The sequence below is a fragment of the Cohaesibacter sp. ES.047 genome (assembly GCF_900215505.1).
Classification (GTDB): domain Bacteria; phylum Pseudomonadota; class Alphaproteobacteria; order Rhizobiales; family Cohaesibacteraceae; genus Cohaesibacter.
This window is the reverse complement of record NZ_LT907844.1, coordinates 1,508,684-1,532,083: the sequence shown is the minus strand read 5'-3', so window position 1 is coordinate 1,532,083 and position 23,400 is coordinate 1,508,684. Positions and strand designations below refer to the sequence as shown.

General features: G+C 53.7%; 20 protein-coding genes. 8 read left to right on the top strand and 12 right to left on the bottom strand.

The features are described from left to right. Nucleotides 1-44 precede the first annotated feature (44 nt). The gene (locus tag CPH65_RS06870; RefSeq protein ID WP_157747551.1) at nt 45-488 is read right to left on the bottom strand and encodes a hypothetical protein; all 444 of its coding nucleotides are present in this window, start codon (nt 486-488) and stop codon (nt 45-47) included. A 499-nt stretch (nt 489-987) separates the two neighbouring features. On the opposite strand from CPH65_RS06870, the gene CPH65_RS06865 reads away from it, so the two are divergent. Then, a complete protein-coding gene (locus tag CPH65_RS06865; protein WP_096172812.1) occupies nt 988-2,043 on the top strand; it encodes an AraC family transcriptional regulator in 1,056 nt (351 codons plus the stop codon). Here the strand turns inward: CPH65_RS06865 and CPH65_RS06860 are convergent. Both CPH65_RS06860 and CPH65_RS06855 read right to left on the bottom strand, forming a co-directional pair. Next, entirely contained in the window at nt 2,006-3,022 is a 1,017-nt protein-coding gene (locus CPH65_RS06860; RefSeq protein WP_096172810.1) for an alpha/beta fold hydrolase, read from the bottom strand. The two genes, CPH65_RS06865 and CPH65_RS06860, sit on opposite strands and share 38 nt — an antisense overlap. 287 nt (nt 3,023-3,309) lie before the next feature. Further along, on the bottom strand, nt 3,310-4,716 hold the full coding sequence (locus CPH65_RS06855) for a mechanosensitive ion channel domain-containing protein (RefSeq protein WP_096172809.1): 1,407 nt from the start codon (nt 4,714-4,716) through the stop codon (nt 3,310-3,312). A 557-nt stretch (nt 4,717-5,273) separates the two neighbouring features. Here CPH65_RS06855 and CPH65_RS06850 point away from each other — a divergent pair. The 4 genes from CPH65_RS06850 to CPH65_RS06835 all read left to right on the top strand — a co-directional run bounded on the left by CPH65_RS06850 (nt 5,274) and on the right by CPH65_RS06835 (nt 9,018). Next, nucleotides 5,274-6,101 (top strand): mechanosensitive ion channel family protein, encoded by an 828-nt coding sequence (locus CPH65_RS06850; protein ID WP_197703972.1) that lies wholly within the window; start codon nt 5,274-5,276, stop codon nt 6,099-6,101. 102 nt (nt 6,102-6,203) lie between these two features. Next, on the top strand, nt 6,204-7,217 hold the full coding sequence (locus CPH65_RS06845) for an ABC transporter substrate-binding protein (RefSeq protein WP_371359450.1): 1,014 nt from the start codon (nt 6,204-6,206) through the stop codon (nt 7,215-7,217). After that, nucleotides 7,214-8,254 carry an iron ABC transporter permease gene (locus tag CPH65_RS06840; protein ID WP_096172806.1) on the top strand — a complete coding sequence of 347 codons (1,041 nt, stop codon included), beginning with the start codon at nt 7,214-7,216 and terminating at the stop codon, nt 8,252-8,254. Before CPH65_RS06845 ends, CPH65_RS06840 begins: the two co-directional genes overlap by 4 nt. Beyond that, nucleotides 8,251-9,018, top strand: coding sequence for an ABC transporter ATP-binding protein (locus tag CPH65_RS06835; RefSeq protein ID WP_096172804.1), 768 nt, complete (start codon nt 8,251-8,253; stop codon nt 9,016-9,018). Before CPH65_RS06840 ends, CPH65_RS06835 begins: the two co-directional genes overlap by 4 nt. 142 nt (nt 9,019-9,160) lie before the next feature. Here CPH65_RS06835 and CPH65_RS06830 read toward each other — a convergent pair whose 3' ends face one another. Further along, on the bottom strand, nt 9,161-9,448 hold the full coding sequence (locus CPH65_RS06830) for a DUF2218 domain-containing protein (RefSeq protein WP_096172803.1): 288 nt from the start codon (nt 9,446-9,448) through the stop codon (nt 9,161-9,163). A 119-nt stretch (nt 9,449-9,567) separates the two neighbouring features. Between CPH65_RS06830 and CPH65_RS06825 the strand changes: the two genes are divergently transcribed. Beyond that, a complete protein-coding gene (locus CPH65_RS06825) occupies nt 9,568-10,488 on the top strand; it encodes a LysR family transcriptional regulator (RefSeq protein ID WP_096172802.1) in 921 nt (306 codons plus the stop codon). 264 nt (nt 10,489-10,752) lie between these two features. On the opposite strand, the gene CPH65_RS06820 is transcribed toward CPH65_RS06825, so the two are convergent. Both CPH65_RS06820 and CPH65_RS06815 read right to left on the bottom strand, forming a co-directional pair. Further along, entirely contained in the window at nt 10,753-11,055 is a 303-nt protein-coding gene (locus CPH65_RS06820; RefSeq protein ID WP_096172800.1) for a hypothetical protein, read from the bottom strand. Nucleotides 11,056-11,610: 555 nt separating this feature from the next. Further along, a complete protein-coding gene (locus tag CPH65_RS06815) occupies nt 11,611-12,939 on the bottom strand; it encodes a GGDEF domain-containing protein (protein ID WP_096172799.1) in 1,329 nt (442 codons plus the stop codon). Between the two features lie 439 nt (nt 12,940-13,378). Here CPH65_RS06815 and CPH65_RS06810 point away from each other — a divergent pair, with 439 nt between their 5' ends. After that, complete coding sequence (locus tag CPH65_RS06810) at nt 13,379-14,401, top strand: LacI family DNA-binding transcriptional regulator (protein WP_197703971.1); 1,023 nt, start codon at nt 13,379-13,381, stop codon at nt 14,399-14,401. A gap of 122 nt (nt 14,402-14,523) precedes the next feature. Here the strand turns inward: CPH65_RS06810 and CPH65_RS06805 are convergent, their stop codons facing one another. The 5 genes from CPH65_RS06805 to CPH65_RS06785 all read right to left on the bottom strand — a co-directional run bounded on the left by CPH65_RS06805 (nt 14,524) and on the right by CPH65_RS06785 (nt 20,932). After that, the gene (locus tag CPH65_RS06805) at nt 14,524-16,617 is read right to left on the bottom strand and encodes a methyl-accepting chemotaxis protein (RefSeq protein ID WP_172891471.1); all 2,094 of its coding nucleotides are present in this window, start codon (nt 16,615-16,617) and stop codon (nt 14,524-14,526) included. 742 nt (nt 16,618-17,359) lie between these two features. Next, complete coding sequence (locus CPH65_RS06800) at nt 17,360-17,977, bottom strand: hypothetical protein (RefSeq protein WP_096176272.1); 618 nt, start codon at nt 17,975-17,977, stop codon at nt 17,360-17,362. A gap of 20 nt (nt 17,978-17,997) precedes the next feature. Further along, nucleotides 17,998-18,771: an ATP-binding cassette domain-containing protein gene (locus CPH65_RS06795; RefSeq protein ID WP_096172795.1), complete on the bottom strand. Its 774-nt coding sequence runs from the start codon at nt 18,769-18,771 to the stop codon at nt 17,998-18,000. Beyond that, nucleotides 18,768-19,829, bottom strand: a complete 1,062-nt coding sequence (locus CPH65_RS06790) for an ABC transporter permease (protein WP_096172794.1) — start codon at nt 19,827-19,829, stop codon at nt 18,768-18,770. Before CPH65_RS06790 ends, CPH65_RS06795 begins: the two co-directional genes overlap by 4 nt. An 89-nt stretch (nt 19,830-19,918) precedes the next feature. Further along, nucleotides 19,919-20,932, bottom strand: a complete 1,014-nt coding sequence (locus tag CPH65_RS06785; protein ID WP_096172793.1) for a sugar ABC transporter substrate-binding protein — start codon at nt 20,930-20,932, stop codon at nt 19,919-19,921. Nucleotides 20,933-21,122: 190 nt separating this feature from the next. On the opposite strand from CPH65_RS06785, the gene CPH65_RS06780 reads away from it, so the two are divergent. After that, a complete protein-coding gene (locus CPH65_RS06780) occupies nt 21,123-22,322 on the top strand; it encodes an ROK family transcriptional regulator (RefSeq protein WP_096172792.1) in 1,200 nt (399 codons plus the stop codon). Between the two features lie 63 nt (nt 22,323-22,385). On the opposite strand, the gene CPH65_RS06775 is transcribed toward CPH65_RS06780, so the two are convergent. Next, entirely contained in the window at nt 22,386-23,399 is a 1,014-nt protein-coding gene (locus CPH65_RS06775) for a LysR family transcriptional regulator (protein WP_244574557.1), read from the bottom strand. Nucleotide 23,400 lies beyond the last annotated feature (1 nt).

Genomic DNA, 23,400 nt, shown 5'->3' with positions numbered 1-23,400 from the left:
CCATGTTGAATCACGCCAGTGCTAAAAATGGAATCCCTAAAGAGTCAGAACTTCACGCCCTTGGTATCAATACTATCGGGGTTCTGGCGGACATCATCGAAGAATGCATCCAGATCTACGCGTACCTCGATGGGAACAAGGGTCTTGATCATCTCGCCAAAGGTTGCGCCACCTCCGGTAGAAAGAAGAATGACGGCATCCGCCTTGAGTCTCCTTGAGAGACCGGCCATTGCAGATCCGCCTTCCGAACCTCCAAACAAAACCAGCTTTCCATTCCACCACTTCTTCTTTTTTAGGATTTCGACAACTCGAACATAATCTTCCTCGCGCTGAGTAACGGTACTGTGCGCGTGGTAAGAAAGTGGACAGTCCTCTGGATCTGGATCGGTCGCTTCACGAGCCGGGGAAACGCCGTACTTCTCGACCGTCAGTGCTGCAAAGTCAGGAAAGGCTCTCCGAACAGCCGCAACATTGTCGTTGCTTTGCACTGGCAGGCACCCTGACCCCTGAGCGATGACCAACAGACCTTGACTGCCGGACATGTCTGACCGATCGATAGTCCAGTCAATGAGGCTGCCGTCTGGTCGTGCTGTCTGGAAGTGTTTGCCTTGGGCATTTCATACAGAGGCGCCGACTAAGCTCAGCAAAGCCATCAATAGCACACAGGACAGCGAGTTTGATTTTCTGACAATCATGAGAGCAACACACCTTTAGGCCTTCATCATCTCGATATTATCTCTTAGGAACGGCTCAATCAGTGAAGCAAGGATGCTTGAAAGGGACACAAAACCTCTGTCGTTCAATGGCTATTACATCACAAATTCAGATGGTTGTCCCTTATGCCGCACATAAGATTGCGCATTTCATTGGTAGACTGAACAGATGAAAACGGCTGATTTCTTCTGCTTAATCCGAGACCGCTTCAATCCTGTCCTCGTGCCCAATTTGCCTTCTTGATACAAGCGCGTGTTGTGCTACATCTGCCGGATGATTCAGATTCCGCTTCCCGCCGTTGTTGCGATCTTCCTTGGCTTTCTCCTGTGCTTCGTTGTGATGCAGCGCGAGCGGCGGTTGCGCGCCATCACCGTGTTTCTGGCCGCCAGCACGGCGCTGATGCTCATTGTTAGCCTGCGATGGAGCTTTGATGCCCCGGTCTTTCGTTTTCTTCAGCCCGTCGTTGCATCGCTCCTGCCTCCAGCGGCATGGCTGTGTTTTTCGGGGCTCAGCGGCGGCCGTCGCCGTTCTGTCTGGCCGCATTTCCTGCCCGGCGCAGTCATCCTTGCCCTTTCGCTCTTCTGGCAATGGGTTCAAACTCCGATTGATGCGATTTTGGCCTGCCTGTTCTTCGGCTATGGTTGCGCCTTGATCTGGCGCGGGATTCAGGGCGAAGAGCGTTTTGCCGGCGCACGATTGGGCACTTCGGTGCCGCCTGATCGCGTGGCGACATTCGTGGGGGTTATGCTGCTGCTTTCTGGAGGGACAGACTTTGCGATTGCCCTTGATTTCGAGCTTGGCGAAGGAACGCATGTCGCAATGATCGTGAGTGTCGGCAATATGCTGCTGCTGCCTCTGGTCTCTTGGGCGGTGCTTTCTGTGACACGTAATCTGCCGGAAAGTGAGGCCCCCCAAGCGACAGATGCCCATAAAACGCAAGATCTGACAGGGGTCGATGACGCGCATGTCCTAGCCGAATTCCATCGGGTCTTGCAGGAACGTCATCTCTACCGCGACCCCGATCTGACATTGGAGCGGCTGGCGAGACGGGTCGGCATTCCGGGCCGCCAGATATCTCAAGCAGTCAACCGAAGGCTCGGACGCAATGTCTCGCAGGAGATCAACTGGTGGCGCATCCGCGAGGCGCAGGCGCTTCTGGAACAATCAGACCGCAGTGTGACCGAGATCATGTTCGAGTGTGGCTTTCAGACGAAATCGAATTTCAACACCACGTTCCGGCGCGTGACGGGGCTTTCGCCCAGCGACTGGCGCCGCCGGGCGAACAAGGACCTCAGCGCGGGGGCATCGCTCGATCCAGAAACTCGGTGACCATGCCTGAAACCTCGGTGTGAATCGCGTCCCGGCTCCGGTCTCCGCCATCTCGACAAACGATCCCGTCGCCCGGATCTTCGGCCTCAATCATCGCCGCAGCCCCCGGCTTGCAAAGCTGTAGGAAGCTGAAATGCATTGCGTCAGGGATTATGTGTGTTTGCGTGCTTGTGGCGGGAAGTTTTTTGCCGAGCCAGCCGGTTTCTTTTTCCGCAGGCAAATCGCCGATATTGGTCCCCGCACCAATCAACAGCGCGGGAATGGTTATGTCCGCCAGACTCTCCGTTGTAAAACCCTGCGCCATACCAAGATCAAGCGACACAAAGGCCCGGATCCGTGGGTCGCGCATATCCTGCCTGAGCCGAGGCGCGCTCAGCCCCAGATCATCGACCGTGCAACTTCTCGATTGGGCATAAGAGGTGCACGCCTTGGCCAAAAGATCCGGATCGAACCGTGCCCCGGCCAGCGCCGTAACGCTCCAGCCACCCAGTGAATGGCCGATGGCTGCGACACGCTGTGGGTCGATGGCACCTGCAAGCTTCGGATCTTCCTCCAACGCCTCGATCACCCGGCTCAGATCATGTGGACGCTCCCATAGCATTGCAGCCTGCCGCGGATCGCGGTTGAAATGCGTCGTTCCGGGGTGATCGGGCGCAGCGACCGCATAGCCTCGGCTGACCAAGTCCTCCGCCAGCCAGCTAAGGTTGCGCCATGTGCCGCCATAACCATGGGACAACACGACCAACGGGTGCGCGCCAGCCGATGGTTTCGCATGGCGGATAACCGACACACCGATGAAGGCCGGGGTTTCTCCTACTTTGCTTTTCAGGCCGGTATCGGCGGAGGGATACCAGAGTGAGACATTCAGCGGGCGAGGCCCCTCCCCGCCGATGCCAACTGTGCGAAAGCCGACACTATCGGCCTGCGCAACAGTCACAAAAGAAATCAGCGCGGCAATACTGATGAATAGTTTGAACATGTTCAGACATTTCCCTGATTGGCGCCTCCGGCCAAAACGCAATCAAACGATTTTGGCAAAGCGCCCTAGAATCGATCTGTCGTGAAGCGTCCACCCTTTTCCTTGTCGCTGGTTTAGGTCGGAACGCTCCCAGACAGGTTCAGCCTTAAGGGAACCCAATGTGCATTGAGACCTGAATCACGATTCAGAACCTTTATTGATCGGAAATGCTGAACTTCATTCGCGTGGCCGAATGGGAAAACAAGCAATTGCTAGAAATCCGGTTTCCCTAGAGTTGCAGCAGGGCATTATTCGATTGGCCGGACATCGCTAAGAAGATCTTCCTGATCCCCTCTGGCCCGCTCTTCGGCCACCTGGCGGCGGACATCATCGTCTTGCGCGACATCAATCTGGTCAGTATCGATTGGCCTTGGTCCCTTTGGCGCTTTGGGTTGGGTCGTGGGCAGGTGTTGGGCCTCTGGAACGGGTAGCAGACCGCCGTTGCCACCTTCCAGTCGCAACCGATAAATCGGTTCCGGCAGAGTGAAGCCCTGATCCTCCAAAACCGTTTTCACTGCGTTGATCGCCGCGCTTCTCGCTTTTAAAAAATCGGTCTTTGTCTGGTCGATCCAAGCTGCAAATGTGATGACGATGTTGGAATCGCCGACCTCTTCGATAAAGGCAATCGGTTTTGGGTCATCCAGCAAAAAGCCCAGATCGTTCATGGTATCCAGCCCGGCCGAGATCGCTTCAATTGGATCATCGTCGGCATCAACGCCAAGATTGAAGGTCATGCGGCGCTGAGGGTTTCGAGTGTAGTTCAGGATGATACCCTTGAAGACTTCAGAATTTGGTATCCTCAAGTGGTTCCCATCAAGGGTCATGAGAATGGTGGCGCGAGACGTCAGCCGCACCACAATACCTTCCATATCATTGATGACCACATGGTCATCGGCGCGGAAGGGCTGACGCACGCTAAGCATGATGCTTGCGACATAGTTTTCGATCGTATCCTTGACCGCAAACCCCACGGCAAGGCCGATCAAACCGGCGCTACCGGCCGCCGCGCCGAATAGGGCCATGGCATCCAGAATGCTGAGAGCCAGAAGCAGTCCGGCGAGGATCCCCAAAAACCGAATGGACTGTGAAATCAGATCGCCGATAAAGGGGTTTGGAGCGAAAAATCGCCAAACACCGCGCGCCGACGCGATCAAATGGGCGGTGAGGGAAACACCAATGAAGGCAAGGGCCGCGATCGCATAAAGGGGCCATGCCCGCATGATCGCATCGACCGTGTTCTCTGTTTTTTCAAAGAAAGGGTCTAGATTGTCCTCAACGCTTAACGTGCGATCGATCCTGTCTTCAACGGCGACAGCCCCCTGAAGGCGCGTTGCCAGTTCGATTGCTCTTTTTGCTGCGCCCTCGTTTGCAACGGCCCCACTGAGGCTGACGACACCTTCGTTAACGCGAACCCTCACACCACTGAGCGCATCTATCTCACTATAGATCGCTTGCAGGCGCGCTGTAATCGAGCGATCAGCTCCAACGTCGCGCTCCGTTTCGATGACTGCTGCAGGCTCTTTTGCGTTGTTGCCGTCGGTTTGCCCTTGAGCGGAGACCGCAAAGAAAGCGGACAAGCAAACGAAGAGTCCAATCATCCCGGCAGCGGCTTTGACCTGCCGATAGAACACCAACGCCATGAACTTTGCGGCCATCAATGCGGTCGTCTCTGGTCTATTGGAGAAGGCCTTAAGGACGCCAGGCATCAAACGCCTGCGCAGAATTCCGGGGGTAGCTTGAGATCGAGTGCTCGCCGTGCCGCCACGCAAAAATGCCTGCGTTCCCTCATCAAATAGGACTGTCTCATCCGGTTTAAACAAATCGGGGGCGGCACTCTCCGAGGATCTATACACGGTTTGGCGTGTCCTTTTTCTGCGTTCGAAAAATCTAATTTGCTCTGTTCGGGAACTTTTTGCCAGCACAGAAGTTGTTTGTGAAAGGAAAAAGTAAATCTGAAAGGGGAAAAGTCATGAATGGCATCATTTACTTGGTTGGTCTCGTCGTCGTTATCGGGTTTGTTCTTTCGTTCTTGGGTTTGATTTAACCCTCCAAGAAAAAGAGCCTCTGCACCACTTCTAGCAAACCGGGGTCATGCGCGCGGTGCCGCTTCTGATAGAGGCGGCATCTGCACGTATCTGGTCGATCTACGAGGAACTCGATGGACGTCGATATTGAACCGCTTCGCATTCTTTCTGATCAAATCGCGGGAATCATGCGAACGGTGGTATCGTTGGCGCCAAACCTCTTGGCTGCGGTCATCGTGATCGCTCTCACTTGGACGTTTGCATTCATAGTCGGGCGGCTCTCGTCGTCGTTGCTGCGCCGTTCCTCTCTCAGGCGATCCCTCGTCGAGGCGATTACCAAGGTAAGCAGGCTCACGGTATGGCTCGTTGGAGCGCTTGTTGCGGCAACTCTTGTGTTTCCGAACCTGACCCCGACGAAGTTGCTCGCGGGCCTCGGGCTTGGTTCCATCGCGGTCGGACTTGCATTCAAAGATATCTTTGAAAACTTTCTGGCCGGTTTCCTCATCCTGCTGCGCAAGCCGATGCGCATTGGCGATGATATTGCGTGCGGTGATTTGAGCGGGCAAGTCGAACATATTTCGATCCGTGACACTTTTTTAAGGCAGAGGTCCGGCGAACTGATCCTCGTACCCAATAGCTACCTCTATAAAAACCCGGTCAAAATCCTTACCGATCGTGCGAAACGGCGCATCTCGCTTGAAGTGGGCATTGCCTATGGGGAAGACGTTGAAGCAGCCCGAAAGGTGATCTCTGAGACCGTCGAGGCGCTTTCAACACGGGAAACCTCCAGACCTTTCGATATCTTCACAACGTCCTTTGGATCATCCTCAATAGACTTTGTCGTACGTTGGTGGACTGGAAGCACGCCCAAGGAAGAGCATCTGTCCAGAAGCGAGGCCGTGTCGAGTATCAAGACAGCTCTCGATAACGCTGGTATTGAAATCCCGTTCCCATATCGCACGTTGACTTTCAAGGAGCCGCTCAAATTATCTCCGGACGGCGAGGAGCGATCTTAGCAAGGTCATCCAAAACCGTGCAAACTTGAGTATGACACTCTTGATTTGATGGCAGATTGCTTGTAGTCGATAACCTGAATTTGGCATTCATAATTGGGAAATATCATGTCCATCAGGTCTATCACTCTTGTTGCAAGCGCGGCAATTGCCATCGCCTCTTCTGCCCTGCATGCAGAACCAACAACCTATCCTTTGACGATCGAGAATTGTGGGCAGGCTGTGACGTTCCAAAGGGCGCCGCAGAATGCCGTGGCTCTGGGACAGAACAGCGCTGAAATCATGTTGCTGCTCGGTCTTGAAGACCGCATGGCGGCGACCGCCTTCTGGCCCAACGCGGTATTGCCGGATCTGGCCGATGCCAACAGCAAGGTCGATCTGATCTCCGTCGAATTTCCCACACTGGAAGCCGTGTTGTCAAAACAGCCGGATTTTGTGGCTGCGATGCTGACGACCTTGCTTGGCCCGGACAGCAAGGTGGCCAAACGAGAGGATTTTTCCGCGCTCGGCATTCCTTCCTATCTCTCCCCAAGCGCCTGTTCCACGAAGCTCGATGCCGGTGATGCCTATGGCTCCCGCGATGCATTGTGGAGCATGGATCTACTCTACAAGGAGATTGAAGACCTGTCGCGTATCTTCGACGTGGCTGATCGCGGTCAGGCTCTGATCGAAGATTTCAAGGCACGCGAAGCTGCGCTGCGGACTGAATTTTCTGACCAGAAGGAGCTTACATTCCTGTTCTGGTTCTCCAGTTCTTCAGCCGCTGACGACGCCTATCTGGGCGGCGGAAACGGCCCATCAGGCTATATCGCAGACATTCTGGGCGGATCAAACGCGATACAGACCGAAGCCGACTGGCCAACACTTGGCTGGGAAGGCATCATGGCTGCCAATCCCACCGTGTTTGTTGCGGCCCAGGTGGATCGCAATCGCTGGGATCTGGACACGGCTGAAAACAAGATCAAATTCCTCAAGTCCGATCCGACAGTCAGCCAGATGGAAGCCGTCAAATCCGGACGCATCGTCGTTATGAGCGGTGCGGCGATGAACCCAAGCATCCGTACGCTCTATGGGGCGGAGCAGATTGCCGAACAACTCAAAACGCTTGATCTGCCGTGACACGACTAGAAAAGCCGCATGCCGGAGCCCTTCGTCTTTTTCTGTTTCTGGGCTTGTCGATAACAGTACTCGCTCTCGCCGTCGCTTTTGCGACAGCGATTGGCGCGTATGACATCAGCCTCAGCACAGTGTTTCTGGCCATTACCAATGAGCTTGGCTTCACGCATGCCGATATTCCTCCGGTCGAGCAAAGCGTTGTCTGGAGCCTGCGCCTGAGCCGTGCGCTCGTCGCCGCGCTCGCCGGGGCCGGTTTGGCTATTTGCGGAACGATTTTGCAGGCCTTGCTGCGCAATCCTCTGGCGGAGCCGTTTGTTCTCGGTATTTCCGCCGGTGCGTCCACCGGTGCGGTCTGTGTGATCGTGCTGGGGATTGGAGCGGGAAGCCTGTCCTTGCAATTTGGTGCGTTTGCGGGCGCCTTTGTCGCATTCGGATTGGTTGCATTGCTTTCGAACGGCGCCACCAGCGGGCCGAACCACACAATTCTTGCCGGTGTTGCTGCCTCCCAACTGTTCAATGCGCTGACGTCCTATATTGTCACAACGTCGGGAAACGCCCAGCAGGCACGGGATGTCATGTTCTGGCTTCTGGGCAGTTTCGGGGGTGTTCGCTGGCCCGATTTCCATCTTTTGCTGGTTGTAATTGCGATCAGCCTTGCGATCTGCATCTGGATGGGCCGGGCGCTGGATGCCTTCACATTTGGTGATGAGGATGCCGCCGCTCTTGGTGTCCCCGTAACGCGGATCCGCCTAATCCTGTTTGCGATAACCGCCTTGATGACAGCAACCATCGTCAGCATGGTGGGCGCAATCGGCTTTGTCGGATTGGTGGTGCCCCATGCAGCACGCTATGTGGTGGGGCCAATGCACCTGCGCCTGCTGCCCGCCTCTGCCATGGTGGGGGCCATCTTCATGGTCGTTGCCGACATTGCATCCCGGGTGATCGCAGGTCAGCAAACAGTTCCCATCGGGGTTGTGACAGCTCTGGTTGGCGTCCCATTCTTTGCCATCATTCTATATCGTGCGAGGCCCCAGACATGAGCGTGAAAGCCCAAAATCTCGTGTGGGGCGTCAAGCGCAGGCAGATTGTCCGCGATGTTTCCCTTAATGTGAGCGAAGGAGAGACCATCGGTCTTATTGGACCAAACGGATCCGGCAAGTCGTCGCTGTTGCGCTTGCTGGCAGGTCTCAAATCGCCGCACTCCGGACTGGTGGCAATCAACGACAGGGATATTGCCAAAGTGCCAAGACGGGCTTTGGCGCGCGAAATTGCCTTTGTGCATCAGAATGCGGCGACGGACACCAATGTCACAGTACGCGATGTGGTGCGATTGGGCCGGACGCCGCACCGCTCTGCTTTGTCGGGTTGGACGGATGCCGATGAGGTTGCGGTGACGACGGCTCTTGAACGGGTGGATATGACGAGCCTCAGCAGGCAGGCATGGCAGACCCTGTCAGGTGGCGAGCGCCAGCGTGTCCATATAGCCAGAGCCCTGGCTCAGGACCCGAAAGTCATGTTCCTTGATGAGCCAACCAATCACCTTGATATTCATCACCAGATCGAGATCCTGCGTCTTGTGCGAGACCTCGATTTGACCAGCGTGATTGCCCTGCATGATCTCAATCTCGCGGCCATGTTCTGCGACCGGATCATGATCCTTGAAGGAGGAGCCCTGCGCGCATGCGGTACGCCGCAAACGGTGTTGACGGAAGACCTGATACGGGATGTTTTCAGAACCGATTCCGAAGTGAAACACGACAACGGGGCGCTGCACATCCGCTTTCGGCCGAATTCGTCGCTATAGCTTCAGCCTAGCTGACGACAAGGCCCCATGTAATTGCGGGAGCTTTTGCTATTGGCTTTCGGCCCGGCTCTCCTTGCCTTCCGACCAAGGCAATAAAGTGACTACAATTTCGGTGGTAAATTCACTGCATTTGATTGCTTGATCAGGTTTTCTTGCGGTGCCAAACGATCGTAAGGTCTTCACGAAAAGCAAATCGCTCCAGATGCCGTTGTGTGATTTCTTCAAGCTGGGTGAGCTTGTCGCTATCGTCGCCAGCCAGCGTCAACGTCAGGCCTTGATCCGAGGCTTTCAGATCCAATCTCCCTATCGGCAAGTCCACCCACCCGACACCCCCTTCAGATTCAGCGGGAACTTTGCGACAGAAATGCTCGCACAATTGAACCAAGTAGCGCTCGGCCTTGAGTGTTTTAACGGTGGCTATCGATTGCATTTGGGTCTCTCTCTTGCATGAATATTCGATGCTATGGATATTTTACGATCTTGCTATTCTACAATAAATTAGATTTATTCAACTTCATTGTTCAATAAATCAAACGTAGGAAATCTGTCATGATTGATCAGATTCGCTCCATGGCCATTTTCGCCAAAGTTGCCGAAGCCGGTTCTTTCCGTGGAGCGGCGCGCTTGCTCGGCTTGTCCCCTTCCGTGGTCAGCCAGCATATTTCCAATCTCGAGACGCGCCTTGGCTTGCCCTTGATCTACAGGTCGACGAGAAACTTCTCGCTCACTCCCGACGGGGAAAAATTGCTGAGCTCAGCGCAAAAAATGGTGGCCGCTGCCGAAGAAGGGCTTGATGTCTTTTCCGATATTGCCAGCGAACCGGTCGGTGTGATCCGCATGTCCTTGCCACGCATCCTGAATAACGCGGTTATCGTGGGACTTCTGACCCGTTTCGCCGATCTCTACCCCGGCATCGCTCTGCGCATCATGTTTACGGATGAAAAAAGCAACATGGTCAGGGATGGGCTGGATTTGGTGCTGCGCGTCGGATCGCTCGAAGACAGCAGCCTTAAAGCCCGCAAACTTGGTGAAATTCCCCTTTTTTTGGTCGCAAGCCCCGACTATGTCGCGAAGCAGAAATTGCTGACCCATGCCAAAGATCTGGAGGAATGGAAATTCATTCGCCACGAATATATCAAGGATGAAGTCGAACTGTTTCACCCAAAGGAAGGCAAAGTTGTCATCTTGGGTAAAGATCAGATTTCCGTTGATAGCAGCAGCGCCATTGTTGGCTTCGCGCTGGCTGGCGCAGGCGTGACGATGGTTTTGGATTTCTCGGTAAAGCAAGCCCTCGAAGATGGACGGTTGGTCAAACTGCTGCCTGAATGGAAATTGAAGGCACCGGGAATCTATGCCGTTTACCCAGCCAATTCCTCACGCAACAGCCTGGCGCGCAAACTGGTCGACTATTTGATCCAAAATTTACCGAACCCGCAGGGTGCACGTCGAAGACATGCTTCAGTCGATTGATTGGCCTGCGTCCATGTTTGCAAGCGTGGTCAAGCCAAGTCTTCATTGTGTTTGAAGCGAGGCCTTGTCACCGAAACGGCTGTACGGTTTTCGCAGAAGGATAGGCAATAGAACAAAGACTTGAGCGTTTGAAATGGTGTCGCATTTATTCGGAACGCTCAAGCCAATGCGTTTCCGCCACAACAAATTGCCTTGGGAGAGCAAAATGCCGTGGCGGAAAGTTGATGGCTCTTGATAGCGTCAGAAACTCAGAACCAGCAGGTTTTAGTCATTCAGCGGGTCTGGAGAGACGCAGGTGTACCCGACAAAGGCTGAGGAGGAATCAGCGGTCGGAACATAGGCTCGTTCGGTGCTCTCACCGATGAGGCATTCTGATTTGCTTGCCACATAGCGGTCAAACAGATCTTCACCGGTTGTCAGAATGACAGCACCGCGATCCTGAATGAGTTCCTGCAGCGCGGAGGTGCTCATTTTCTGGGAATCCACACGAGCGTCGGCGCTTGCCTGTGCGCCAGAGGCAACAAGAGTGACAGCAAGCGCGGAAAGAGCAACAGTAAACTTGTTCATCGAATTGTTCCTTTCAAGAAACTTATAATATTGCATTAGCCCCAGCCTTAGTCTGGTTTCCGGGACTTCTTGGTTCTAGACTTCAGATTTGTTTCAAAGATACAGGAATGTTCTTTTTTCTAAAGCCTGTTCAATGAGTAATTCTTTCTCACCGAACTCATGCAACATATGTAGTACCAAATCCGCAATTCGATAAGCGGGCATTAATGAAATTCATTGTTCGTATTTTCGAACAACGAACACAATAGATGGTGATTGTCTTGATCTGCCAGTTTTAAGCAGGCGCGTCATGCATTGCGACCATGATCATTCAAAGCTGAATGTGCTTCAACAAAGAGCTGCCCTGCCCTGCTCGTCGTTTTTCAGGCCGGGTTGCTATTGACCCGGTTTGTCCCTATTGCAGCGTCGCGCAGTTACGGATGACACTTGGGGACATGAGCAGGGGATTATGGTGAGGGCGGTTACGCCAGCTTCTACAAGGCCCACAGATTTTGTGCGGAACGCCTCGGCTCTTTTATGAAAAACGCGACACAGGGAACGCCTATGTGAACCCGCTCATGAGTTCACGGCGTCGGACTTGGCCATAATGACCTTGTTCCTTCCAGAGGCCTTCGCCTGATAAAGTGCCTTGTCTGCCTGCCCTACGATGTCATTGAAAGACAGCCCACTGGCAAATTCCTTGACGCCGATGCTAATCGTAACCGTCCCATGTTCTCCGTTGGGCAAAGGGATCTGCGTCTCCGCAACTTTGCTGCGAATTCTCTCGGCCGCCTGAAGAACCTGATCCTTCTGGATATCGGAAAGAAGCACTGTGAATTCCTCACCGCCATAGCGAAAGACTTCATCTGTCTCTCTGGCTTCAGCGGCCAGAACCTTGGCAACAAGGCGCAGGGCATCATCTCCAGCCAAGTGCCCATGCGTGTCGTTGAACTTCTTGAAATGATCAACATCAATCATCAGAAGAGCAACAGAACCAGCTTGGGTGCCGGTCGCGTCGATTTGCTCGGCCATTCTGAGATCAAATTCGCGCCGATTCTTCAAGCCAGTCATACCATCAAGCCGCGCCGCTGATTGCAGCTGGGCTTCCTGGATCACAATTTGCCGTGTCATCGAGTTGAACGCGTTGGCAACTGATGCCAATTCAGGTGGTACCGTGACCAGAATCTCCTGCTCTCGGTCTCCGGAGGCCACTCGCATCGCCCCCTCTACGAGTTTGTCTGTGCTGTTCATCAGCACACGATCAATCGTGTATATGGTAACAACGGCAAATCCGATTGCCAGAAAAACGGCCAACAGGGCAACGGTCTCAAACCTTTTGATGGCGTTCAAAGTGCTTCGATGCGCCACTTCGCTTTCCAATCGGAGTTGTTCTGCAAGTTGGCCGAGTTGTCGCCCCGCCTGAGAAATCTCGCTTTCAAAGATCCGCAGCTTGGCATCTACCGAGTTTGGTGCGCTTCTGATAACACCGGGCGCCACTTTAAGGACCTTGTCCCAGTGCAACTGCACACCGCGAAGGATGTGTTCATAGCGACTGTTTTCCGTAATCGCAGACCTCATGTCCGACAGTTGCGTCTGTACGGCTTTAGCCGAGGCTTCAAAAGACAGTCTGTCGCCGCCTCCACCTTCTTGCGAAGAGTTGTTGATCTCGTCTGAGATATTCCAAAAAATGTCTTGGATCCGCTCTAACGGAAGCAGCATGCGGTTCTGGGCGTGAATAGTATTCTCAAAAGTCGTTGATATTTCGTCGTGGTAAAGCTTGTAGCCATAAAATGAGGTGCTCGCGAACGGCAACAGCACGATACACATCCCAAGCGTCAACCAGTTTCTAAGAGACAAGTTTCGAAATTTCTCTACTGCCTTTGTAAAATTTCTTCCATATTCCATATAGTTATCTCTAGAGAAGCCTCATTCCTGTTTTGCAACAATCGTAGCATTGGTTACACATCATTTTGCTATAATCTGATTAATATTCCTTCAAGTCATGGTGAGTGGCAGCAAACCAATTGCGTGAGTAGTAGTCCTGTAAATTGCAACTTTTTCGGTATAGACGGCGCTTGGTTTCTAGAATTTTTGAGCCCGTCTCAAAGCAGACTCAACGGGACCAGTCAACAAGAACAGAAAGGACTATCGGTGAACGGCCGAATAGGTGCCTGCGCGGGACCAATCTGCCACAGCGGCAAAGTGTCCTTGCCAAATGCCGATGGTCCACACATGTCACGCAGCTCTCTTGTCAAAACAGGTTTCGCAGCGCAATCTGAAGTCGCATGAAGGCCTTCCGTGCAGCAACTGGAAGGCAACACTTCATTCCACACAGAGAATCAGAATGCGTTGCACCATTAGCGATGTCGCAAAAGCATTGGGCCTATCCAAAAGCACTGTTTCGAGGGCTTTGAATGGATATCCCGACATTTCGGAAGCCACACGGGACAAGGTCAGGCAAACCTCTGAACATATGGGTTACAAGCCAATGGTTCAGGCCCAGGCGATCCGGACCGGCCTGGTGCGGTCACTTGGTGTGATATTCAATTCCGAGGGGAGTTATGGCTACCGCACTTACCTCACTGAACTGATCGATGGAATTTCAAGGCGGGCGTATGATCATCATTGGACGGTGACCGTGACGACCGCGCCGGATATGCAAGGCACTCTGGAGATGATGGAGCGTCTGTGTGAGGAAAAAGTCGTCGACGGTTTCATCCTGCCCAGAACAAAAGCGAAGGATCCGCGGGTCAAATATTTGCAGCATGCGAAAGTGCCTTTCACAATGTACGGTCGCGTGGAAGACACACAAGGCTGTAGCTGGTTCGACATTGATGGCGAGCGCGCCATGCATGAAGCCGTGAAGACACTCGCCGCGTTAGGGCACACGCGCATCGGCTTTATCAACGGCCTCAGCAGCTACATGTATGCGCGACTAAGGCTCGAAGGGTATAAAGCCGGGCTTGAGGAGGCGGGTTTGGCATTCAATGACAATATTGTTCGCAGTGAAGCTGTTTCCAAGACGGACGGATTAAGAGAGGGGCGCATTCTGCTAAAGCAAGAGCCCCCTCCAAGCGCCATTATCTGTGCATTGGACTTGGCTGCTCTGGGTCTCTATGAGGCAGCCGAAGAGCTAAATCTTCAAATTGGTCGCGACCTGTCGGTGATTTCCTATGATGGCATCAATGAAGGCGCATATGCCAGACCGGGACTGACCACCTACTCCGTCGATCATTGCACTGCAGGAGCAGATCTGGTTGATCTTCTTGTCGAGCAACTGCACGGATCTACACCAGAGACTCTTCGAAAACTTGCCAGTGCCCATCTCATAGAGCGAGGGTCTGCAGGACCCTATATTGCAGGTTAGTTATCGCACTCTGTTCCTGATGAAAACTTCTATCGGGACCGATTGGGTTTGCGCACCTGCGCCAATAGAAAAGAGGCTCCGCAAGGATTTGGGAGCCTCTTTTGATTTTCCTTGAAGCGCATTTATCCTGCGCGGACCTGAGCAATGAACTTGTCGACCTCAGTCTTCAATGTAGCGGACTGCTGCCCAAGCTCCGCGGCTGCCGACATCACCTGTCCAGAAGCCGCCCCGGCCTCTTCAGAGGCTTTCGACACGGCCAACACATTGGCGTTAACGACTTCAGTCCCCTGCGCGGCTTGATGCACGCTGCTGGAGATCTCGCCGGTGGCGGCGGTCTGTTCTTCCATCGCTGATGCAATGGCCGCAGATATTTCATTCACTTGCTGAATGGCATGGCTGACGCCTTGCATTGAGATAGAAGCCTGATTGGTTGCTGACTGAACCTCACCGATCTGCTGGGCAATTTCCTCCGTTGCCTTTGCGGTTTGACCCGCCAGATCCTTCACTTCGGCGGCAACCACGGCGAACCCTTTGCCTGCTTCCCCGGCTCGGGCAGATTCAATCGTCGCGTTGAGTGCCAAAAGGTTGGTTTGCTCTGCGATCTGGGAAATCATCTCAACGACGGCACCAATTTTGGAAGAGGTTTCCGCCAAAGTGGACATTTGCACGTTGGTTGCGCCGACCTTTTCTACCGCGTCGATTGAAGCTTTCGATGCGTTGCCCACTTGTACGGAAATCTCAGAAATCGTGCTGTTCATTTCCTCTGTTGCGGTTGCAACTGTCTGGACATTGCTGGAGGTTTGCTGGGAGGCAGCCGAAGCCTCGGTCGCTTGACGCTCGGTCTCAACGGCCACATCGGACATCAGTTTTGCACTCGTATTCAATTGCTCGGATGCAGCCGAAACGGAATTGACAATGGTGCCAATCTGAGTATCAAACTCTTCGGCCATATCCATCATCAATTTGCGTTTTTCTGCTTCAGCCCGTTGTTCCCGCTCGTGCTGCTCGGCTTCGAGCTCTTGAGCCCGTATGCCATTTTTCTTAAAGACATCAACCGCCCGAGCCATCTGCCCAAGCTCGTCCCCTCTTTCGCCACCTGGAACGACGGTGGAATAATCCTGATTGGCGAGCCGCCCCATTGCACTGGTCAAGCTAAGGACCGGTTTGGTGATGCCCCGGGCAATGAAGAAGGCAGCCGCGAGACCTGCCACAAAGGCAATGGCGCTAACGATGACCATCAAATACTCAGCTGTATTGAGACTGGCATTGACGCTTTCTTGCAGTTTTTGTTGGTCCTGATCGGCTGATGCAGCAATTGCTTCGGACGCTTCCATTATAGCCGTTGCGTCTGACCTCAGATCCCCATCCCGGATTGAATTGCGCGCAAGGATTGTCTTGTTCAGATCCTTTACGCCCTGAAGATAGTCTGGAAGGTTCTTTTGCACTTGCGACAATAAAGCGCGACGTTGAGGATTCTGAAGGCTTGCATCAAGCTCAGTCAACGCGCCATCTAGAGTGGAAAGCTCTGACAAGGTGCGATCAATCGACTCTTGCGTGTTGTCATCAAGGAATTTCATGACATACAGTCTAGCGAGCAGCAAATGCTCTTGTGCCGTGCCGGCAAAACTGGCTGCCTCGTAGTCATTTGCAGCAAACGCACCCTCGCGAATATCCGAAAGATTCTTGCGAATATTAGTTTCAGCCACACCCAATCTTTTATAAACGAGTTCGTTGCGCTGATCAGCCAACTCAACCACTCGATCAAAGCCGGCCTTATAGTTAGCGAGAGACAAACGAATTTTGTCGAGCAGAGCAACGCGTGTGGGGTTATGGATTTCTTCGTTCGCCTTATCCATCAACGTCATAATGTCGTTGTAGCGTTTGCCGAACTCAGCCTTTTCGGCGTCATCAGAGGTCGCATAAAACTCTTTCAAAGACAACTGCGAAGCTAAGACTGCTCCCTCGAGATTGTTGACCAGCAAAGCGTCTTCAGATATATCGCTGTAGCTTGAAAAGCTTAGCTTCTGATTGCTGAATGAAATGATTGAAAAGCTAGCAAGACAAACAAGCAGGACCAGAACAGCCGCAAAGCCTGCATAAATCCGTGAACCGACTTTAAATCGAGACAAGAAAGATCTCGATTTATTCGAACCTGGTTCACTAGAGGGATGATCCGTCCCAGTTCCAAGGCCGGGATTCGTAGAAAGACTAGACATCGCAGCTGATCTCCGTGTTATTGAACAATTGGAGCTCGCCCACATTTAAGCTCGGCGGGAATTCGACAAGTCACGATGATGATCGTCATTTCATCAGGTGTTTTGCGCAACTTTGATCAAATTTGTAGCTACAATCTTCTTAACGAAATTGATTAAAAATTCTTTAACATTTCATATTAAGATAGATGTGTAGACCTATTCACTAGGATAATATCCCTATTCAATAGTAATAAAAAATATAATTAATAATTTGAATTATTAATTAGAACATTGAAAACTAATGATATTTAGAATTTCAGAAATATATATTTGCAACCCAAGCATTAAGAATTATTTCGATTCTGAGCACTCGAAGACTTCAACTTATCGGTTGCATTTTTCCTTTACACTTCCCGCTCTTTTCCAACAGGGTCGCGGCCCACGGTCAAGACATCGCGGAACCAGAGAAAGCAAACATCCTCCTTCCAACTGACATCCATATTGGTTCATGAACAACAAAGACTGTTCCAGATCAGCCTTCAAGCCCTCGATATTCTTAAGGCCAATTTGCGATCGAACCAGAGCGGCGTCTTCAGGCACTCCGGGCAAGGTTCAGCTCACAGCCCGGAAACTGTCGCAATGGTACGGAGCTCACCTTCAAGCGCACAGACGGCGTGTTGGAATGCAAAGGTTTTTGGCGTCCCGGCAACTTGGAGCCCATAAGGTTGCCTGCCATCTGGCTAGAGCCCAGTGATTGGGGAAATCAAACTGAGACACCTCTTAAGATCAGATCGGCCTTAAGACGCGCTTCGCCGACAAGCGCTGCATTTCTCAGATCATTCTCCTCGGCTCTCTGTGCCGCTTCTTCCGGCATCAAGCCATGCACGAGCCAGCGCTTGATCAGCCTTTCCCGCAAAACAGGAAAAGGCACATCGAGCCAGATGGACAGCGACCAGTGTTCGCACAGCCCTCGCCATTCAGGGGCGTCCAACAGAAGGTAATTGCCCTCAAGAATAACGGTCTGGCAAGCCTCTGAAACCACCTCTGCCCCGGCGATTGCGATATCCCGTTGCCGGTCAAAGACTGGAAAGAAGATCTCCTGCTTCTTGGTCAACCTTGCCACCAGAGAGGCAAACCCGGCGACGTCGAAGGTCTCCGGGGCGCCCTTTCTCGATAAAAGGCCGCGATCAAGAAGGATCTGATTGTGCAAGTGAAAGCCGTCCATCGGCACAACCTTGGTCGGATGTCCTGCTTGCTCAAGGCGTGCAGCGAGGTCAACCGCCAGGGTGGATTTGCCACAGGCGGGCGGGCCGGCGAGAGCAACAAGTCGCCGATGTCCCTTGGGACGAGCTGCCAGAATGCCTTCCAGCAGCTCATCCATTTCTTTTTCCCGCTCGACCGTCATGCGACTTCGGCCGGGGCATCCATGGCCCCGGTCATGAAGGCCACCGCGTCGGACATCGTATAGTCCTTGGGATCGATGACACAAAGCCGCTTGCCCAACCGATGGACATGAATGCGGTCGGCAACCTCGAAGACATGCGGCATGTTGTGGCTGATCAATATGATCGGAATGCCGCGTGCCTTGACGTCAAGGATCAACTCCAGCACCCGGCGGCTCTCCTTGACCCCGAGCGCAGCGGTTGGCTCATCAAGGATGATGACCTTTGAGCCAAAGGCCGCGGCACGCGCCACCGCCACCCCCTGTCGCTGACCGCCGGACAGGGTCTCAACCGCCTGATTGATGTTCTGAATGGTCATCAGCCCCAGCTCGCTGAGCTTCTCGCGGGCAATTTCTTCCATCCGCGATCGATCAAGCTGCCGGAGCCAGGTGCCGCGAAACCCCGGTTTGCGCAGCTCCCGCCCCATGAACATGTTATCCGCAATGGACAGCGCCGGAGACATTGCGAGGGTCTGATAGACCGTTTCGATGCCAGCCTCTCTTGCCTGAATGGGGGATGTGAAATTCACCTCCTGCCCTTCCAGAGTGACCGTGCCCGAATCCGGAACCACGGCGCCGGACACCGCTTTGATGAGCGAGCTCTTGCCCGCGCCGTTGTCGCCGATGACGGCGAGAATTTCACCGGGCATCAGATCGAAATCGCAATCATCGAGCGCGGTTACGCGTCCGTAGCGTTTGCTAAGGCCACGCGCCTTGAGAATAGGGTCCGTCATCCCGCCACCTTTCTGATCCACTGGTCCACGGCAACCGCCGCAATGATGAGGGCTCCGATCAGCAGGTAGGTCCATTGGGCGTCTGCCCCCAAGAGGCGCAGCCCGAGCGTAAAGACACCAACAATGAGCGCTCCGAAGAAGGTTCCCAGAATGGAGCCTCTGCCACCGAACAACGAGATGCCGCCGATCACCACGGCGGTAATGCTTTCAATGTTGAGCAACTGGCCCGAGGTTGGGGAGACTGACCCGATCCTGCCGATCAGGGCCCAGCCGGCAAAAGCGCAAATGAGACCGCCCAAAGCATAAACGGAAATCAGGGTCTTCTTGACATTGACGCCGGATAATTCGGCAGCTTCTGGATCATCGCCAACCGCATAAACATGGCGTCCCCAAGCCGTGTGCCGCAGGACATAGGCCAGCAACGCGACCAGAAGAAGCAAGAAGATCACGCCATAGGTGAAAATGGCCCCACCGATATTGATCTTTTCACCGAGAAACTGGAGCAAGGGCGCTTCTTCTGCAATGACCTGACTGCGAATGGTTTCATTGGCGGAATAGAGAAAGTTTGCAGCGAGCACGATTTGCCACATGCCCAGAGACACGATGAAAGGCGGCAGTTTCATCACCGCGACCAACCAGCCGTTTACAGCACCGATCCCGGTGCCGAACATTAGCCCGCACAGAATAGAAATTTCGGTAGGCAGGCCATAACGAAAAGCAAACTGGCCCATCACCACCGACGAGATCACGGCAATCGCGCCGACACTGAGGTCAATCCCAGCCGTCAGGATCACCAGACTCTGAGCAGCGGCGACGATACCGACAATCTGAACCTGCTGAAGGATGAGCGTCAGGGCGAAGGGCGAGAAGAATTTGCTGCCGAGCAGCACCCCAAAAATGGCAATGGACGTTACAAGGACAATCAGCGGCACAAGGGCCGGAGTGGAATGGAGGGCATGATGGAATCGTTCCGCCGGGCCCTTATTGCTGGGTTTGAACGAAGCGACGCCCGACGTCGCGCCAGAGGCGGCGGCTTCGTAATTATGCTTTTGGGACAAGTCTTTTCTCCTCCCCGGAAGTCAGCATTAACAGCCATTCCGAGGTGGACAGAATCCACCCCGAAATGGCCCGATGTCACGAGCTGGACTTAACCCCAACAGAGTTTTGCACCCTCGTCGGAATCGATGCTTTCAACGCCGTCCACCGGTTTGTCGGTGACGAGCGAAACGCCGGTGTCAAAGAAGTTCTTGCCCTCGGTTGCCTCCGGCTTGGTGCCATCCTTGGCCCAGGCTGCAATGGCTTCGATCCCTTTTGAGGCCATCAGCAGCGGATACTGCTGGGACGTCGCTCCAATGATGTTGTCCTTGACGTTGGCAACGCCCGGGCAACCGCCGTCAACGGAAACGACCAGAACGTCATTTTCGCGACCGATCGCTTTCAGCGCCTCATAGGCACCCGCAGCAGCAGGCTCGTTGATGGTGTAGACCACATTGATCATGGGATCCTTGGCAAGAAGGTTTTCCATCGCCTTGCGACCACCTTCCTCGTTGCCAGCAGTCACATCATTTCCGACGATACGTTCATCGGTTTCATCACCCCATTTGTTGGGATCAACCAGATCGATGCCAAAACCCTTGAGGAAACCCTGATCGCGCAGCACGCCGACGGTTGGTTGGCTGACACCCAGATCAAGCATTGCGATCTTGGCATTGGCCGCATCGTCACCGAGGCTTTTGGCAGCCCACTTGCCGATCAATTCGCCCGCAAGGAAGTTGTCCGTTGCAAAGGTCATGTCAGCGGCATCAATCGGATCAAGCGGCGTATCAAGGGCGATGACAAGGATCCCCGCATCGCGGGCCTGCTGCACAGCGGGAACAATCGAGCCAGTGTCTGAAGCCGTCAGAAGAATTCCTTTTGCGCCGTTGGCTATGCAGGTTTCGATTGCAGCGACCTGTGTCTCATGGTCTCCATCAATCTTGCCCGCATAGCTGTTGAGCTCGATGCCCAATTCCTTGGCCTTGGCGCTCGCGCCTTCACGCATTTTCACGAAAAAGGGATTGGTGTCGGTTTTGGTGATCAGGCAGGCGCTGATGTCTTCCGCCTGAGCTCCGCCGCTCGCAAGTAGAGTTGCAAGCGCAAAGCTGGTGACAAGTTTCTTCATGAGTTCCTCCGGTAATGCATTTTTGCTCCTGGACATGGCTCCTCCCAGTCCAGACCTGCAGGATAATGACCTCAGGTTGCCCACCAAAAAGCCACAGGATCTCTGGCATGTCAATTAATAAATAAACTTTATTTATTAAATAAATGTCTGGTATCTTCCATATCCCTGCAGAGTTGAATATGGTCATCTCATGCAAAACGAGAAAGTCATATCCCTTAGAAGCGGCTTCAATCAGAGCGGTGTTCGCGATTATAACGAGCGGCTGATTCTGTCGATGATTCAGAGGCATGGAGCCATGCCTGGGATCGAGTTGTCACGCTATGTGGGCCTGTCGACACAAACTGTCTCAGTTATTCTGCGTAAGCTGGAACGAGATGGTTTGCTGATGCGCGGCCAACCCATCCGGGGCAAGGTTGGTAAACCCTCCATCCCGATGGCGTTGGCTCCGGAAGGGGTCCTTTCCTTCGGGCTGAAGATTGGACGCCGCAGCGCTGACCTCTTGTTGCTGGACTTCACCGGGGCTGTTTGCCAGCAAGCCAGCATTGCTTTCGACTATCCCCTGCCCGACGCGATCTTCCGCTTTCTTGATGAGTCAATAACCGCCATTCTTGGCTCCCTTGATCCGGCCATGCAGAGCCGCGTGTGCGGCATTGGCATCGCGGCTCCCTTTGAACTCTGGCGCTGGCACGATCTCGCAGGGGCTCCCGCCGACAAGTTCCGCTTATGGAAGGACATCAGCTTTGCCGCTGAGGTTGCTCGCTTTAGTGACCTGCCGGTCTTTGCCCTCAACGACGCAACCGCTGCCTGTCAGGCCGAGCACCTTTATGGGGAAGACAAGTCTTTCGAGGACTATGCCTATTTCTTCATCGGGTCTTTCATTGGCGGCGGGGTGGTGATCAACAACACGGTGTTCGAGGGTCATCAGGGCAACGCCGGGGCACTGGGGTCCATGCGCAGCACGGGGCCGTCGGGGGAAAGTCGGCAGTTGATTGATGTTGCCTCTATCCATCTTCTCGAAGCACGGCTGATTGAGGCTGGTCTCAATCCGCGGCTTCTGTGGCAGGAGCCGCAGGATTGGGAGGCTATCGCCCGCTATGTCGACCCGTGGCTCGGGCAAACCGCGCAGGAACTGGCCAAGGCGGCGCTTTCCGTCTGCTCGGTGATTGATTTTGAGGCCATCGTGATTGATGGCGCCTTCCCTTCGTCTGTGCGGAAAGAACTGGTCAGTCGTGTTCGGCGCTATCTGGTCAATCAGGACACACGCGGCCTCATTGTCCCGCGCATTGAAGCTGGAAGCGTCGGCAGTAACGCGCGGGCGATTGGTGCGGCCAGCAACCCGATCTTCCGGCAACTGCTGCTCAACTCCTACTCAAGCTCATCTTTGGCGTAAGGACAGTTTCAATCGCGCATGGTTCTCTCGTTTTTCATAAAGCTCGAATGAAGGGAGCCCCGGTCATTGCCGTTGACCCAGCAATTCGAGAAATCGCGATTGGGGGGGACTGGGAAACCAACCTGACCGGTTGGCGACCCCAATGGCGCGCGTGCTGTTTTCAAGAGGAAAATCCAGTTTGACGAGAATGCTTCGTTGCAGTTCATAGGTGGCTTGCTGCGCAGAAATAATGCCAAGTCTGTCGCTCTCTTGAAGAATGCAGCGCAGAACACCGAATGACCCCGTTTCAATAGGGCATTGTAGATGACTTGGTCGGTTGAGACTTTGGTAAAAGCGATCGAAATAGGCACGGGAGGGAGATGCAGTGCGTGGCATAACCCACGGATAAGCCGCCAGATCCCTTAATGTAATTTGCTTTAGCTTGCTAAGAGGATGCCCAATGCGGGCAACGATGATGAGTGCATCGTCAAACAGGGGAAACTGCTCGATTGAATCGGACATTAAGCTTTGCCTCAACGCGCCTATGACATAGTCGATCTCACCCCTTTGCATCTGCCGAACCATACTGGCATAGGTGCCGTCAACAACGGAAACGGTGACTTGCGGAAACTCCTGCGCAAAAGCCAAAAGCGCTCTGGGCAAGATGGACGACTGGACAAGTGGCAAAGCGCCGACTGTGAACGCCTCGTCAAAATTCCCTTTCCAAGCTTCAACATCAGACTGGGCTTGCCGAAACTCTCGCAAAGCGAGTTTGCTTAGCGCGTAGAAAGCCTCGCCTTCTGCATTTGCGCGAATTTGATTGGGTCGGGTGTCAGCCAATTTCTGTTCCAGCAAGACTTCCAGACTGCGAAAATTGCGATGCACTGTTGAGGTGGTCTTGTTGAGGCTTTCGGCTGCTGCTTTGAAACTGTTCATCTCAAGCACAGCATGCAGCGCGGTGAGCTGACTGTCCGAGATCTGTCGGTAGAGGTGGGGGTTGCTCTGTACCTGCGGGCTGCCATGTTTCAAAACAGCTTCCTCAAGCCGGAGCATGCCGCTGCGCACGCGTTTATGAAACAGCTTGCCAACATCCGTCATG

Coding starts and splice junctions, on each gene's coding strand:
- CPH65_RS06860 (WP_096172810.1), bottom strand. CDS start 3,022: ATGTTCAAACTATTCATCAGTATTGCCGCGCTGATTTCTTTTGTGACT.
- CPH65_RS06830 (WP_096172803.1), bottom strand. CDS start 9,448: ATGCAATCGATAGCCACCGTTAAAACACTCAAGGCCGAGCGCTACTTG.
- CPH65_RS06810 (WP_197703971.1), top strand. CDS start 13,379: ATGCGTTGCACCATTAGCGATGTCGCAAAAGCATTGGGCCTATCCAAA.
- CPH65_RS06775 (WP_244574557.1), bottom strand. CDS start 23,399: ATGACGGATGTTGGCAAGCTGTTTCATAAACGCGTGCGCAGCGGCATG.
- CPH65_RS06835 (WP_096172804.1), top strand. CDS start 8,251: ATGAGCGTGAAAGCCCAAAATCTCGTGTGGGGCGTCAAGCGCAGGCAG.
- CPH65_RS06825 (WP_096172802.1), top strand. CDS start 9,568: ATGATTGATCAGATTCGCTCCATGGCCATTTTCGCCAAAGTTGCCGAA.
- CPH65_RS06855 (WP_096172809.1), bottom strand. CDS start 4,716: ATGGCCGCAAAGTTCATGGCGTTGGTGTTCTATCGGCAGGTCAAAGCC.
- CPH65_RS06800 (WP_096176272.1), bottom strand. CDS start 17,977: ATGGATGAGCTGCTGGAAGGCATTCTGGCAGCTCGTCCCAAGGGACAT.
- CPH65_RS06850 (WP_197703972.1), top strand. CDS start 5,274: ATGCGAACGGTGGTATCGTTGGCGCCAAACCTCTTGGCTGCGGTCATC.
- CPH65_RS06780 (WP_096172792.1), top strand. CDS start 21,123: ATGCAAAACGAGAAAGTCATATCCCTTAGAAGCGGCTTCAATCAGAGC.
- CPH65_RS06865 (WP_096172812.1), top strand. CDS start 988: ATGATTCAGATTCCGCTTCCCGCCGTTGTTGCGATCTTCCTTGGCTTT.
- CPH65_RS06795 (WP_096172795.1), bottom strand. CDS start 18,771: ATGACGGACCCTATTCTCAAGGCGCGTGGCCTTAGCAAACGCTACGGA.
- CPH65_RS06815 (WP_096172799.1), bottom strand. CDS start 12,939: ATGGAATATGGAAGAAATTTTACAAAGGCAGTAGAGAAATTTCGAAAC.
- CPH65_RS06820 (WP_096172800.1), bottom strand. CDS start 11,055: ATGAACAAGTTTACTGTTGCTCTTTCCGCGCTTGCTGTCACTCTTGTT.
- CPH65_RS06785 (WP_096172793.1), bottom strand. CDS start 20,932: ATGAAGAAACTTGTCACCAGCTTTGCGCTTGCAACTCTACTTGCGAGC.
- CPH65_RS06805 (WP_172891471.1), bottom strand. CDS start 16,617: ATGTCTAGTCTTTCTACGAATCCCGGCCTTGGAACTGGGACGGATCAT.